Genomic DNA, 12,766 nt, shown 5'->3' on the forward strand with positions numbered 1-12,766 from the left:
TCACTGAAGTCCTGTGGCGACGACGTCGGTGTGGTTTGCGCGCAATGTGATGTGCGGTGACCGGTCGGAGCCGAAGAGGAGCGGGAACCCGGGTAGTGACACTTTCGTCTCGACTCGTGCAGTGACGAGAGAGCCGGCCTGTCCACAGGGTCCGGCGCATGAGTAGGTGATGGAAGTCGGCGCATCCCGCAGCCCGAAGTCCGCGAAATGCATCTTCGCGACGGCATGGGCGCGAGCCTCCGAGGGGGTCGCGTCGCGGGCGGCGATACGTGAGGCCGACATCGCCGCCGAGGTGGTCGCATAGCTGGCCGCCTGCAGTTGGGAGAGGGTGAGCATGAGGTAGATGACCGGGATAAGCAGGACGATGGAGGCGAAGATGAACTCGATGACCGCCGTTCCTTCGTCTCCGTCGTCGGTCGCGATTCCCTGAACGAACTCGGGTTCAGTCACGGTCGATGTCCTCGACGATGGATCGTCCGCGCAGGTCCCAGACCTCGGCGGGTCCCCACAGTCCGAGGACCGGGAGCGGGGTCGTCACCCTCACCTCGACGATCTCGACAGTTCCGCGCTGTGACGTCGAGACTGTGACCTTCTGGGCATAGCGCTCGCCCACGGACACTCGGATGAGGTCGCGGGTGAGCTTCTGCCCGTCGCGCGGAGTCTGATCGGCCAGGCTCGCCTGCCTCGCCCCTGCGATGGCGGAGTCGATGACAGTGTTGCGGACGTGGATGACGAGACCGATCTGCAGGGCGCCGGCCAGGATGAGGGCCAGCAGCGAGGCGATGAGGACGAACTCGGCGACAGCGGATCCCGAATCGCTGTGCTCGCCTGTCTCCGTCATCGAGGCAACCTTCCTCCGACTTCCCGGTAGTGTCTCGTCGCCACTGGTCACAGCTGGTTCACCCGGCCCCGCGGACCTTGTTCATCGCGTCTTGGAACATCGAGGTGAAGGCCTCGCCTGCCAGTGCCCACAATGCGACCACCAACCCCGCAGTCATCAGGGTGATGAGGACCCAGCCGGGAACGTCACCGCGATCGGGACGGTCGACATCGGCGGTGAGATTCGCATCGATGTCGGTCTCGGCCGCCTCGGTGATGGTGGTTCGACCTCGCGGAGGAGGACCCGGGATGAGCCCGAGCACGAGCGGGATCAGGCGGTAGGTGAACTGGCGGAACATCGTGTCTCCTTCATCGGCGAGGTCGAGGTTTCGACCCGCGTGGTCGGTGGGGCGGGACTGGCTGTGGGAACGGGTTTGGTCGGTGGTGCGGAGTGCGGTCGCTACGGGCTGAGGTCGAGGACGGTCAGAGACGGGAAGACGGCGAAGATCACGGTGACGGGAAGCACGAATACGACAACAGGAATGAGCATCCCGATCTCTTTGCGACCGGACAGTTCCAGCAGCCGTCGTCGAGACTGTTCGCGCACGTCAGCGGCTTGGGAGCGGAGGACTTCGGCCAGCGGGGTGCCGCGGGTCATCGACACGGCGAGGCCGTCGACGAACTGGACGATCTCGGGGATGGCGATGCGCGTGGCCATCACATCGAGCGCTTCGACCAACGGTGTGCCCGTGCGGGTGGCGGCCAGGGCCGCGCGGAGTTCGTCGATGAGGTCGCCGGAGCAGGTGCGGCACACGCGTTCGAGAGCCTCCACGATCCCCTCACCGGCGGTGATGGACAGTGCGAGGAGTTCGGCGACGGTCGGGAATTCGGCGAGCACGCGGGATTCGTGGCGGGCGATCGCTTGGCTGAGCCGCCAATCGTTGAAGACGTGCCCGGCGATGCCGCCGCTGAAGACGAGTACGACGGTGACGATGGGGGAGAAACCACGTTGCGCCGACAGGGCACCGGCCAGACCGCCGGCGACGATCATCCCGACGAGAATGCTCAGCACCTGGCTGATGCGGAAGCGCTCGATCGTGGCATATCCGCCGAGACGGTCGATGCGCAGCCGCAGAGTCGCATCCGTGGTGATGCGCGACGTCACCCACAGAGTCGAACCGATCAACCAGGACTTCACCAGTCCCCCGAACCCCTCGGTGCGAGGGGTCGGCGGAGCGTAGATGTCGACCAAGGATTCCTGATCCCGCAGATAGGGAGCGATCCGCGACGACAGAGTCGGTCTGCGCAGCGGCGGGAGGGAGAGGACGAAGACATACAGGGCGAAGCCGTTGAAGAGTCCGAGAGCCAGGATCGACAGAGGCTCGCCGAGGAGACTCATGCCGCCGGCCCATCCGCAGCGTCTGTGTCGTCTGCGGAGAATCCGTTGCTCATGCCGACGCTGCCTGAGAAACGTCGATGGGCGGCGCTGAGTGAGGATCCCTCGATGACTCTGGGTTCGGACGGGAGCCGACCGATGCGCTTCATCGCCTGATACGCCAGCAGAGAGACGACGAAGCCCGCCGCCAGGAGGACCAGCCCGGTCCGCGAGTTGTACGCCACTGCCGTTTCGGGCCGAGTCGACAGGAAAGCGAGGACCACCCACGGTGCGGCGACGGCCAATCGGGCGCCGTTGACCGTCCATTGTTGCCGGGCAGAGAGCTCGTTGCGGGTGCGGGCATCGTCGCGGACGAACTGAGCCAAGGCTCGGAGCATGGTGCCCAGATCGCTGCCGCCGACCTGCCTGGTGACGCTGAGCGCGACGACGATGCGGTCGGCCACAGGGTCGGCGCTGACTTGCCGAAAGCGCTCCAACGCCAATGCGAACGAGCCGCTGGCCCGATACTCCTCGGCGAAGACTTCGAACAGCGGTCGCAGCGGTTCGGGTCCGCGATGGGCCAGAGAGCTCAGTGCTTCAGGCAGGGACAGACCCGCACGGACACCGGAATTGAGATGGTCTAGAGTCTCTGGCCACAGCTCCCGCCGCATCACCTGTCGGCTCCGAGCCCGATGCTGCAGCGCCCGATGCGGCAGCCAGGAGGCGAACAGACCGAAGCACTGCGCGATCGCCCACGATCCGGTGAACACTGTCGCGACGACCGCAACGACACAGAACGCTGCGACGGAGATGAGCAGCAAGTGGGCCGGCCGCAGCCTGGGGAACCCGGCCCCGGTGAGCATGTCATCGAGTTCGCGCACCCACCGCGACTGGGTCCGCTTGCCCTGCGGTCGCCGCCACAGCGACATCCAGATGAGGAATAGTCCTGCCCCGAGGCAGGCACCGATGAGCAGAGCGGACTGGGAATAGCTCACGCCGCCTCCAGAATGGCGTGAAGATCGCGGCCGATGGCCGCAAATCGCTCGCCGAGGTGGCCGAACCCCTGACCGCGAACGAGCTGTCCGCGTGGCGAATGGAAGATCGTGTCGAGTTCGACGACGTCGCCTTCGACTCCGCCTGGCACCGCGCAGATCTCATCGACTTGGCGCACTCCGGACGGATCCCTGCGCAGGTGGACGACGACATCGAGGCTGACTGCGACGGTGGGCACGACGAACGCCGAGGAGATGTTCGCCCCGGCCAGCAGGGGCAGAGTGCAGATCTTCGTGATCGCAGCTCGGGCGGAATTGGCGTGGAGTGTCGACATGCCGGCGAGGCCAGAATTCAACGCGATCAGCATGTCGAGGCTTTCGGCTTCTCTGACTTCGCCGACGATGATGCGCGTCGGCCGCATCCGCAGCGCCTCTTTGACCAAGGCGCGGAGAGTGACTTCGCCGGTGCCTTCCAGTGACGGCTGACGGCATTGCATGGGGACCCAGTCGCGGCTGGGCAGGTTGAGTTCGAAGACCTCTTCGCAGGAGATCGTGCGTTCGCGGGCCGGTATCGAGCCGGCCAGGGCGTTGAGCATGGTGGTTTTGCCGGCTTGGGTGGCTCCCGAGACGAGGATATTGGCCCCGCAGGTCACGGCCGCATCGAGGAAATCGGCGGCCCCGGGAGTCAGGGATCCGTGAGCGACGAGGTTGGCGAGGTTGCGCGGCCGGGCGATGAACTTGCGGATATTCACGGCCGGATGAGTGCGGGTGATATCGGGCAGCACGACATGCAGCCGAGATCCGTCGGGCAGGATGGCGTCGACAAACGGCTGGGATAGGTCAACGCGGCGGCCTGTGGTGCGCAGCATCCGCTCGATGAGGTCATCGAGTTCACCGGCGCTGAGCTTCGTCGTTGTCAGCTGGTGGATTCCGTTGACGGCGATGAAGACTTCGCTCGGGGAGTTTACCCAGATCTCTTCGACGTGCGGATCATCGAAATAGTCCTGCAGGGCACCGAACCCGGAGAGTTGATGATCGATATGTCGGAACGTCGCCTCTTTGTCTTCGAGCACGGGGAGATCGGCGAGGAGGCTGCGCTCATCGTATTCGGCGATGACGGTGCGGATGAGCTCGCGAGAGCGCTGAATATCGGCGCGGGGGTCCACATCGAGATCTCTGATCCGTTTGTGAACTTCGCTGGTGATGACTTCGGTGGCTTCCACTCTGAACCCTTGCCTGATCATTCAACTCACAGTGTGATTTGCTGTTTAATCTATCTGTAGTCGAATGAAGAATCTAGTGAAATCCCAAATCTGTGGATAACCGGGAATGAGTTCTGTAAATGCTCATGGTGTAGTTTCACGAATGTCATTGAGGCGATTCGTCGTTCGCAGTGCCTCACGTCGATATGCCCGCGAAAAGTAGTCGATGCCTCATATAGTTTTGACCGTGAAATCTACCCAGTCTCGACCCGTCCGTCCTTGCGGACATCCGGCAGGGCTGATGGGAACGAGGCCAGGTGCAGTTGCTCGGGTCTGCTGAAGGCGGAGTTGACTACGGAGGTTTATGCCGCCAGGGCGACGGCCTTGCGACGAATAAGCTCGTATTCAACCGGGGTCAACTCAACCTTCAGCAGTCCCGGCCATGACCTGCTCGGCTCTGCGTGCGGCTCCTTCGCCGATGGATTCACCAAGCCACTTGGTGACATTATCGGTATCGACGCCGATTTCATTGTCGAGGATGCCAGCGGCTACTGCTGAGCTTGCCGGGCCGATTACGGACCGGTCACCGTAGACGGATTGCCGGGTGTAGTCCATTTTGGTTTGCTGGAGCACTAGCCAAACGAGGTGTTCCTCGATTTGGCTGGAGCCTGTCTGCTCGGTGTATAACGCTCGAACGGGGAGCTGGAAAAGCAGTGGCGCAACATCTCTGCGAGCAGGAGGTCTCATGGACAAGTCGGAGCTCACTGAGTTGGGATACGACACGAATGATCTGGACTCCGGGATTGACTACGTGCCGGACTTCGATGCTGTTGGGGACGAAGTTGTCGCGGACTTCGTTGGAAGAGCGCAGCTCCAAGCGCCTGAACTCAATGCTGTGGGCGGTGTGAACGCATTGGGTGGATCTCGCGAGCGCCGTGATGAGATCAATCTTGCTTTGGACGATGGTGTCGACCTGATGGCGGCCGTTGAATAATTTGGCGACGGTGAGCAGAAGATGCGAGTTCGTCAGCTCATCAGTTCCGGGCAGATTAACAGTCGATAACGGTATCCGTTCGCCGGTAGGGCTCGGTATCAGAGCGGTTGATGATCGGTCGTGGCTGACTTGCATGTCTTGGCCTACAGTTGGGCCCACGATTGAAATCCTCATCGGCCGCTGACCATGGTTCAGAGACCAATGTCCTCAGTCCGGCCGCCGAGAATGACGCTCTAGGGGAGTGGTTGATGCGAAGAACTTGAATGCGTCTTCTTGGTCCAGGTCGACATTTCGGGACCGCTGTCTGACGGATATTCATGCGATCGTTCTTCGTTCGGATCCCTTGAGGAAACGGCGTCTGTTTCATCTCCCTACGCCTGGCCCGCGTCAGCTGCAGGGTTCTGACCACTAAGCCCTGGTACTAGCAGCACGAGAGATTGCACATGCCTAATCGAATGTTCGCCGCCGAGGCGACGGTACGGTGTTAAACAGCGAGTAGATGGATGCGCAGAGGGAGAAGTGGACCCCCGTCTAGTCGGATCGGGGCTCGTCCTCATGGGCCGCGATCTAGCGGTGACGTCCTGCCTCACACTGCCCGCGAGCTCGAAAGAATATGCCGATGGCGAGAAAACTCATTGAGCACATCTACGACGACCTCGACGGCACACTTATTTCCGACCCCAGTGAGGGGCGAACCGTCACTTTCGCGATCGATAGAACCAGCTATGCGATCGACCTCACTACTGCTCACGCCGAGGAGTTAGAAGAGAACCTGCGACCGTTCACCAGGGTGGCCAGAGCGGTCAGGAGCTCCCAGACCAAGAGTCGCATCCGTGACTCTTGGCAAGGACGAGGCGATCTCGAGGGGATTCGGAAGTGGGCTCGAGACAACGACTACGGCATCTACACTCGTGGCCGTATCCCAACGTATGTCGTCGAAGCCTACGACAACGCTCATTAACGCGAGTCCCGCGCCAAAGCCCAGCAAGCTCGCCGGGTCCACAGCACGCCGATAGGCGACTCATGCAGAGGTGGTTTTTCGGTTGTAGAGGACGATCGCGAGGGCATAGGCGACGACGAGGATGCCGATGAGCCAGATCAGAGCGATCCAGATGTCACTGCCGATGGATTGCTGGGCAAAGAGCGCGCGGATGGTATCGACGATTGAAGTCACCGGTTGGTTCTCAGCGAACCAGGCGATGGGTCCGGGCATCGTCGCGATCGGCACGAAGGCTGAGCTGATGAACGGGAGGAAGATCAGCGGGTAGCTCAACGCGCTGGCACCATCGACGGTCTTCGCTGCCAACCCGGCGATGATCGCCACCCACGTCAGGGTAAGCGTGGAGAGCAAGAGAACGCCGACGATTACGATCCAGGATCCGGGTGACGCGCTAGTCCTGAAGCCCAGAATCAGCGCGACGCTGATGACGATGCCGACCGATACCATGTTCGACGCCAAAGAGGTCAGTGCATGCCCCCAAAGAACGCTGGACCTGGCGATCGGCATCGACTGGAAGCGATCGACGATGCCGCTTTGCAGGTCGAGGAAGAGGCGGTACGCGGTGTATGAGATACCTGAAGCAATGGTGATCAGGAGGATTCCGGGTAAAAGGTAGTTGATGTAAGACTGCCCGTCGCCGGTGTCGATCGCGCCACCGAAGACATAGGTGAATAGAAGCATCAGTGCGATCGGGATGACGGCGGTGGTGATAATGGTATCCGGGCTGCGGAGGATATGGCGCAGCGATCGTCCAGTGAGGACACAGGTGTCAGCTAGTACGTGGCTGGTCATCGGAATTCCTTCCGGCCCGAGTCGCTTCAACGGTTGATCCGAGCGTGGTGTCAGGGCTAGCGGTCTCGTCGACGAGAGCGAGGAACACGTCCTCCAACGAGGGTTGTTTCTCGACGTACTCGACTTTCACTGGCGGGAGGAGCTTCTTGAGTTCGGTCAGAGTGCCGTTCTGGATGATCCTGCCGCGGTGCAAGATTGCGATCCGGTCGGCGAGCTGTTCGGCCTCATCGAGAGTCTGGGTCGTCAGCAGCACGGTGGTGCCGTCGTCGGCGAGGCGACGGACGGTCTGCCAGACATCCTGGCGGGACTGCGGGTCCAGACCGGTGGTCGGCTCGTCGAGGAAAACTACCGGTGGGTTACCGATGAGGCTCATCGCGACGTCGAGTCGGCGTCGCATCCCGCCGGAATAGGTTCCCGCCCGTCTGAGACCCGCGGCGCTCAGACCGAATCGAGCAAGCATGACGTCAGCGATCTGACCGGGATTCTTCAGGTGTCGCAATCTGGCGACGAGGACGAGGTTCTCTCGACCGGTGAGCACCTCGTCGACGGCTGCGAATTGCCCGGTCAAACTGATCGATTCCCGCACCCGCGCCGGGTCGCCAGCGACGTCGAAGCCTTGAATGGTCGCGGTACCGGCGTCGGCGTTGAGCAGCGTCGACAGTATTCGTACTAGCGTTGTCTTGCCCGCGCCATTGGAGCCGAGCAGGGCAAAGATGCTGCCATGCTCGACCTCTAAATCGACTCCTCGAAGCACAGGCAGATCCTTGAAAGCCTTCTCTATACCGCTGACCCGAATCGCCGGTGGTCTTTGTGGGCTTTCTGAACTAGTCGTCATGGGGATCCCTGTTCCCTCCCCGCCTGGTCAATCGAGTCAGCGAGCCGACGCTGTTCCTTTGCTATCCACCCGGCAAGCCCGTAATTGCTCTTGAAAGTGTCGACGAACTCTGCCGGGTCGTCGCCGACGATCTCACGGATCGGTGTGGCGTCGACCGCGGCTCGTTCGAAGAGGTCAGCGAGGTCTTCGACCATGTGCACCAAGTGATCGCCATCGGCTGGGCCGGTGACGATGAGGTATCGCTCGATGCCTTCGACAGTCGTGCGGTAGGCCGGTGGCAACTGCTGGATGCGCGCTTTGTAGGCGCGCCAGCGCTTCTTGTCCTCGAGTGAGCCGGTGATCATCTCGATCCATCGTGCTGCCATGATTATTCTCCTTGTCTCTGAGGGGGACTGACCTGTGTACGGAGCTGTTCGATTCGCTCGGCGAGGAAACTCCACGTTCTCCAGAAGTCGTTCAAGTGCTCCTGGCCCCGGGCGTTCAATGAATAGACCTTCCGGGGCGGACCTTTATCTGAGGGCACCTTTTCCACGTCAACCAGACCTCGCTGTTCGATCCGGACCAGCAGGGCGTAGACGGTGCCCTCGGCAATGTCATCAAATCCTTGGTCGCGCAGCCACGCCGTGATCTCGTATCCATACGCTGACCGTCCAGCCAGGATCGCCAGCACAATGCCCTCCAGAGTGCCTTTGAGCATTTCTGTTGCCTGTTTGCCCACCGGATCATCCTCTACTCAGTAACAATGACTACCAGTAGATAGTAATCATGGGTACCGGTAATTGGCAACATTGAGTAGAAGGAATTCGGGAGACTATGTCAAGCCCGGGTTTCGTAGAGGCTTCTTTTCTTGGATTCCTAAGCAGCCGCAGGTTCTGTCGCGGACTGGTTGATCCATTCGGAACGGACCTCGACGGGCGGTCGATAGTTAATCGCTGAATGCAACCTGGACTGGTTGTACCAAGCCACCCATTTCGATGTCTCAGCCTTCACCTCGATCAACCCCGACCATGCCTTCCGGCCGATAAGCTCTGCCTTGTAGACCGAGTTCAGTGCCTCGGCCATGGCATTGTCGTACGCGTCCCCACCCGACCCCACCGACGCCACGACCTCGGACTCCGCCAGAGTCTCGCCATAGTGAATCCACCGGAATTGCACCCCACGATCCGAGTGATGCACCAACCCGGAGACGTCTTCACCGGCCCGGTATTTCGCAGCCAGAGCCATCGTCAGAGCGTCCCGGGACAGGGACTTCCGCATATGGTTCGTCACCTGCCAACCGACGATCTCTCGGTGGAAGACATCGAGGATGAACGTCGTATACACCCACCCAGCAGACGTCGGAACATAGGAGGGAGCACCTCCCGCTTGCGGGGAATGCCCACGACCCACAAACAATTCGGTGCCGGTGCCGCGAACTCACGCTCGACAAGATCATCCGGACACTCGTCAGCCCTAGCCGCAGCCGTCTTCGGACGCTTACTCCTGCGTCGAATACCGTCGATGCCCAACTGGCGCATCAACCGCTCTACCGTGCAACGGGCCACCGGGCCGAACTGATCGGCGTACCCACGGTTGATCGCCTTCCCCATCAACCACTGCCCGTGACAGGAGTAGTTCGCCTCATAGACATCCTGGATCACCACCATCAGCGCCTGGTCCCGACGGGCCCGGGCTGATGATTGACGCAACTTGTACGCGTACTACGAGCTCACAGCAATCCGTGCCGCAGTCCCGGACAGGGAGCGCACGATTGGCTCGACTCCGAACTCGTGACGGTTGTCATCGATGACGGCGACGATTCCCCCGCAAGCGGGAGGTACCCCTCTTCGAAGGGCGGTCGAGCTCCGCCGCGAAGAAAGCCGACCTAGACTCAAGATCTCGTTGGCTCGCTTCGCTTCAGCCAACTCCGCCCGCAGCCGACGGTTCTCCGCTTCCAAATCGACTGACTCAGTCGGTGTGGCCTTGCCGGAGTCCCTGTGCTTACGCACCCAGACTCGCAAGGTCTCTTTGCTCAGACCGAGCTCGCCGGCGACACGGGTGATTGCCCCGTTCGCGGTCTCCGGATCGGCCTGGGCGCGGATGACGAGCTCTACGGCGCGAGCCTTGAGTTCGTCAGTGTATCTCACTGGCAAGAGAGAATCTCCTTCTTCGAATCTCCCTGCCTCTATTATCCCCGGGGCGATTCAGCTGGTTGTGACGGGGCGAAGTGGGCGCCCCAAATGCCGAGTGCGGACGATGTTATTCGGTCGTGTGACAGTATTCGATTCTCTTCTTTAGTCGGAGGCTGGCATACCGCGAAGTGGGTGTCGATGCCGTCTGCTGGACTCGCGGAAAAGGAAATCGATACCCGTATGACTTGAGGCGCCAATATATGACGACATGTGGACTTCGCGCATCGTTGCCACTGCGAACGTGCCTTTGCTGATGATCTCGGGACGCGGCAAGTTTGATCTGAACTGAGGACGATGTCCCGTTTGAGGCGATGCGGCATGTCGATTGTCGTATTGCCTGACGGGTCCGGAGTCGGTGTGACTTTAGACCACGGTGCGAATGCCGCTTCGGGAAAAGGAACTTGGGGTGCCGCTTCCCGTGGGGAGGAGATCCCATTACGTTTTTCGTTGTCCGTAATCCTTCGGCGCGGTGAACGATTCTGTCAATGGTGATATCGCCCAGGTGACGACAATGGACTCTCATCCACGAGTCGAATAATGCGACAGTTGTGCGCAGCGCATATTCGCTCTTCCGCTGGTGCGTCTGTCGTCGACGTTTCCGTTCCGCCGGTTGTCGGAAGGTGGTCTCAACGGACTGTGAAAGACGAAAGGAGTGTTCTTGCCCGTTGCGATGAAATGAAAGAGAATAGAAATTGGTATACCAAGTGCGCTTAGCCGCATCCAGCGGCGAGGGTGGGATGTGCCAAACAGAGAGCCACCCTGGTCATACCGCCGGGCCCAATTAGTCTACTGCTGCAAGAGGAGGACTGACCGGGATGATCGGCGCAAAGGGTGCACCACTTCCATTCAGAACGTGCCAGGCCGCGACTCGCTGAGTATGCGAAAGCTTAAGACGTTGATGCGGTTTCGGAGCTTGAACTGCATAGGCAGCGTGTGCCGGATGGCCGGCTCTGTCTTGGTCGCCACTGAATATCGACATATAGGAGGAAGCTTTGGCTGAATCAGCATCTATCTCACTGACAGGCGACGACCTCGCGCACCTTCACCGTTGCATCGAGCTCGCAGAGGAATCTCTTGCGGCTGGAGACGAGCCGTTCGGCTCTCTCCTAGTCGATCCGAACGGTCGCGTGATCTACGAAGATCGCAATCGGGTGAAGGATGGGGACGCCACACAGCACCCGGAGTTTGCGATCGCTCGTTGGGCTGCGGAGAACTTGTCGCGAGAAGTCCGGGCGGATTCTGTTGTCTACACTTCCGGAGAGCACTGCCCGATGTGCAGTGCCGCTCATGCCTGGGTGGGCCTGGGCACGATTGTCTATGCCGCGAGTGGCGAACAGCTCCGGTCATGGCTCAGCCAGTGGGGAGTTGATTCCGGTCCCGTAGCACCTCTGTCGATCCAGCAGGTTGCGCCCACTGTCGAGAGTGTGGGACCAGTTGCGGAATTGATCCCGCAGGTCAAGGGCGTGCATGCCACGTATCACGGCATCGCCGAGGAGGAGGCTGAAGACCAATGATCAGAACTACGGTCCGCAATAGATGGAAGTGCCCATGAAAAGAGTCGTACGCCTCGCGCTGTGCTCGACAGCACTTGCTGCGATGCTCATCACAACGACAGCCTGCAGTCAGGTCGACTCAACTGAAGCCAGCAGATCTGAAACCTTGGATTCTGCGAAGTCTGATTTTGAGGAGAACACTGTGTCAGATCAGAACAAAGCACTCATCGGCGCTGTCGCCTCCGAAGACAGCGATGCTGCGCGACGGGCGTTGGACGCCGGAGCAGATGTCGACCTTCGCAACTCTGAGGGGCAACCCGCGGTGCTCACCGCCACACGTAACCGCGACAGCAAGCTCGCTCGGCTGCTCCTCAACGCCGGAGCGGATCCGAATGCGAAGGATGCGATCGACGATTCCGCTTTTTTGTATGCCGGAGCCGAGGGCCTCGACAGTATCCTAGAAGCGACTTTGGAGCATGGAGCTGACGTGAAGTCGACCAATCGGTACGGAGGAACTGCGCTCATTCCCGCCAGTGAGCACGGTCATGTCAGCACCGTGAAGATCCTTCTCGAAGCTGGTGTTCCGGTCAACCACGTAAATAATCTATCCTGGACAGCACTGCACGAAGCGATCGTTCTCGGTTCAGGTGGTCGAGACCATATCGAGACGGTGCGTTTGCTCATCGAGGGCGGTGCTGATGTCACGATTCCTGACGGGCAGGGTACCCTCCCGGAGGACCTCGCCGCAGACAAGGGGTTTACGGAAATTGTTGACCTCATCCAAGCTGCACGCTGAGGAACTTGCGACCAGTCGACTCGGAGCCTGGGGCCCATACAACAGCTGCTCGATTGTGTACAGGCCTTTATCGGCTTGTCCTCGCAGTTTTGACTAATGTGGAGATGTCGTTCTCTGTGTGCAGACGCTGCAATGTATCGGTGGTGTACGGTGCACATTTCATTTGACCGAGGTTTCGGCTCGAGTCGAGTCGGTTACTGGACCTGGTGTCAGTTCGCAGACTTTGTGAATGATCTCTGCAGTTGGCTATTTGGAATCAAACTAGTGCAGCAGGAAACTGTTCTCTGGCCTGCGGCT

At 60.5% G+C, this 12,766-nt stretch carries 18 protein-coding genes and 1 pseudogene; 4 read left to right on the forward strand and 15 right to left on the reverse strand.

Annotation, left to right across the window (positions count from 1 at the left end):
• From D3I60_RS07035 to D3I60_RS07065, 7 genes are all read right to left on the reverse strand, one after another.
• A complete protein-coding gene (locus D3I60_RS07035; RefSeq protein WP_262775431.1) occupies positions 1-450 on the reverse strand; it encodes a hypothetical protein in 450 nt (149 codons plus the stop codon).
• Positions 443-841 carry a TadE/TadG family type IV pilus assembly protein gene (locus D3I60_RS07040; protein WP_262775432.1) on the reverse strand — a complete coding sequence of 133 codons (399 nt, stop codon included), beginning with the start codon at positions 839-841 and terminating at the stop codon, positions 443-445. Before D3I60_RS07040 ends, D3I60_RS07035 begins: the two co-directional genes overlap by 8 nt.
• A 58-nt stretch (positions 842-899) precedes the next feature.
• Positions 900-1,178: a hypothetical protein gene (locus D3I60_RS07045; RefSeq protein WP_276584439.1), complete on the reverse strand. Its 279-nt coding sequence runs from the start codon at positions 1,176-1,178 to the stop codon at positions 900-902.
• A gap of 101 nt (positions 1,179-1,279) precedes the next feature.
• The gene (locus D3I60_RS07050) at positions 1,280-2,218 is read right to left on the reverse strand and encodes a type II secretion system F family protein (RefSeq protein ID WP_262775433.1); all 939 of its coding nucleotides are present in this window, start codon (positions 2,216-2,218) and stop codon (positions 1,280-1,282) included.
• Positions 2,215-3,189 (reverse strand): type II secretion system F family protein, encoded by a 975-nt coding sequence (locus D3I60_RS07055; RefSeq protein ID WP_262775434.1) that lies wholly within the window; start codon positions 3,187-3,189, stop codon positions 2,215-2,217. Before D3I60_RS07055 ends, D3I60_RS07050 begins: the two co-directional genes overlap by 4 nt.
• Positions 3,186-4,409 (reverse strand): CpaF family protein, encoded by a 1,224-nt coding sequence (locus D3I60_RS07060; RefSeq protein WP_262775435.1) that lies wholly within the window; start codon positions 4,407-4,409, stop codon positions 3,186-3,188. Before D3I60_RS07060 ends, D3I60_RS07055 begins: the two co-directional genes overlap by 4 nt.
• 399 nt (positions 4,410-4,808) lie before the next feature.
• Entirely contained in the window at positions 4,809-5,003 is a 195-nt protein-coding gene (locus D3I60_RS07065) for a hypothetical protein (protein WP_262775436.1), read from the reverse strand.
• A 130-nt stretch (positions 5,004-5,133) separates the two neighbouring features.
• Here D3I60_RS07065 and D3I60_RS07070 point away from each other — a divergent pair, with 130 nt between their 5' ends.
• Together D3I60_RS07070 and D3I60_RS07075 are read left to right on the forward strand one after the other, a co-directional pair.
• Positions 5,134-5,382, forward strand: coding sequence for a hypothetical protein (locus D3I60_RS07070; RefSeq protein ID WP_262775437.1), 249 nt, complete (start codon positions 5,134-5,136; stop codon positions 5,380-5,382).
• Positions 5,383-6,001: 619 nt separating this feature from the next.
• Complete coding sequence (locus D3I60_RS07075; protein ID WP_262775438.1) at positions 6,002-6,343, forward strand: histone-like nucleoid-structuring protein Lsr2; 342 nt, start codon at positions 6,002-6,004, stop codon at positions 6,341-6,343.
• Positions 6,344-6,403: 60 nt separating this feature from the next.
• Here the strand turns inward: D3I60_RS07075 and D3I60_RS07080 are convergent, their stop codons facing one another.
• The 8 genes and pseudogenes from D3I60_RS07080 to D3I60_RS07105 form a co-directional block, all read right to left on the reverse strand.
• A complete protein-coding gene (locus D3I60_RS07080; RefSeq protein WP_262775478.1) occupies positions 6,404-7,174 on the reverse strand; it encodes an ABC transporter permease in 771 nt (256 codons plus the stop codon).
• On the reverse strand, positions 7,152-8,009 hold the full coding sequence (locus D3I60_RS07085) for an ABC transporter ATP-binding protein (RefSeq protein WP_262775439.1): 858 nt from the start codon (positions 8,007-8,009) through the stop codon (positions 7,152-7,154). The genes D3I60_RS07080 and D3I60_RS07085 overlap by 23 nt, the downstream gene beginning before the upstream one ends.
• On the reverse strand, positions 8,006-8,374 hold the full coding sequence (locus D3I60_RS07090) for a DUF1048 domain-containing protein (protein WP_262775440.1): 369 nt from the start codon (positions 8,372-8,374) through the stop codon (positions 8,006-8,008). Before D3I60_RS07090 ends, D3I60_RS07085 begins: the two co-directional genes overlap by 4 nt.
• A gap of 2 nt (positions 8,375-8,376) precedes the next feature.
• A complete protein-coding gene (locus D3I60_RS07095; protein WP_262775441.1) occupies positions 8,377-8,727 on the reverse strand; it encodes a PadR family transcriptional regulator in 351 nt (116 codons plus the stop codon).
• A gap of 137 nt (positions 8,728-8,864) precedes the next feature.
• Complete coding sequence (locus tag D3I60_RS19335) at positions 8,865-9,113, reverse strand: integrase core domain-containing protein (RefSeq protein ID WP_369415279.1); 249 nt, start codon at positions 9,111-9,113, stop codon at positions 8,865-8,867.
• A pseudogene (locus D3I60_RS19340) lies at positions 9,114-9,341 on the reverse strand (DDE-type integrase/transposase/recombinase); the annotation flags it as partial.
• Positions 9,275-9,697, reverse strand: a complete 423-nt coding sequence (locus tag D3I60_RS19345) for an IS3 family transposase (RefSeq protein WP_369415278.1) — start codon at positions 9,695-9,697, stop codon at positions 9,275-9,277. The gene D3I60_RS19345 and the pseudogene D3I60_RS19340, both read right to left, overlap by 67 nt.
• A gap of 12 nt (positions 9,698-9,709) precedes the next feature.
• Positions 9,710-10,135 carry a transposase gene (locus tag D3I60_RS07105; RefSeq protein ID WP_262775443.1) on the reverse strand — a complete coding sequence of 142 codons (426 nt, stop codon included), beginning with the start codon at positions 10,133-10,135 and terminating at the stop codon, positions 9,710-9,712.
• A 1,037-nt stretch (positions 10,136-11,172) separates the two neighbouring features.
• Between D3I60_RS07105 and D3I60_RS07110 the strand changes: the two genes are divergently transcribed.
• Together D3I60_RS07110 and D3I60_RS07115 are read left to right on the forward strand one after the other, a co-directional pair.
• On the forward strand, positions 11,173-11,694 hold the full coding sequence (locus D3I60_RS07110) for a nucleoside deaminase (RefSeq protein WP_262775444.1): 522 nt from the start codon (positions 11,173-11,175) through the stop codon (positions 11,692-11,694).
• A gap of 34 nt (positions 11,695-11,728) precedes the next feature.
• Positions 11,729-12,469, forward strand: coding sequence for an ankyrin repeat domain-containing protein (locus D3I60_RS07115; protein ID WP_262775445.1), 741 nt, complete (start codon positions 11,729-11,731; stop codon positions 12,467-12,469).
• Positions 12,470-12,766: the final 297 nt, after the last annotated feature.

The organism is Brevibacterium permense, from assembly GCF_025506275.1.
Classification (GTDB): domain Bacteria; phylum Actinomycetota; class Actinomycetes; order Actinomycetales; family Brevibacteriaceae; genus Brevibacterium; species Brevibacterium permense_A.

What these genes read in the sequence shown, in the direction of transcription:
- D3I60_RS07040 (WP_262775432.1), bottom strand. Translation starts at nt 841, where the DNA reads ATGACGGAGACAGGCGAGCACAGCGATTCGGGATCCGCTGTCGCCGAG.
- D3I60_RS07045 (WP_276584439.1), bottom strand. Translation starts at nt 1,178, where the DNA reads ATGTTCCGCCAGTTCACCTACCGCCTGATCCCGCTCGTGCTCGGGCTC.
- D3I60_RS07050 (WP_262775433.1), bottom strand. Translation starts at nt 2,218, where the DNA reads ATGAGTCTCCTCGGCGAGCCTCTGTCGATCCTGGCTCTCGGACTCTTC.
- D3I60_RS07065 (WP_262775436.1), bottom strand. Translation starts at nt 5,003, where the DNA reads ATGGACTACACCCGGCAATCCGTCTACGGTGACCGGTCCGTAATCGGC.
- D3I60_RS07070 (WP_262775437.1), top strand. Translation starts at nt 5,134, where the DNA reads ATGGACAAGTCGGAGCTCACTGAGTTGGGATACGACACGAATGATCTG.
- D3I60_RS07075 (WP_262775438.1), top strand. Translation starts at nt 6,002, where the DNA reads ATGGCGAGAAAACTCATTGAGCACATCTACGACGACCTCGACGGCACA.
- D3I60_RS07080 (WP_262775478.1), bottom strand. Translation starts at nt 7,174, where the DNA reads ATGACCAGCCACGTACTAGCTGACACCTGTGTCCTCACTGGACGATCG.
- D3I60_RS07085 (WP_262775439.1), bottom strand. Translation starts at nt 8,009, where the DNA reads ATGACGACTAGTTCAGAAAGCCCACAAAGACCACCGGCGATTCGGGTC.
- D3I60_RS07090 (WP_262775440.1), bottom strand. Translation starts at nt 8,374, where the DNA reads ATGGCAGCACGATGGATCGAGATGATCACCGGCTCACTCGAGGACAAG.
- D3I60_RS07115 (WP_262775445.1), top strand. Translation starts at nt 11,729, where the DNA reads ATGAAAAGAGTCGTACGCCTCGCGCTGTGCTCGACAGCACTTGCTGCG.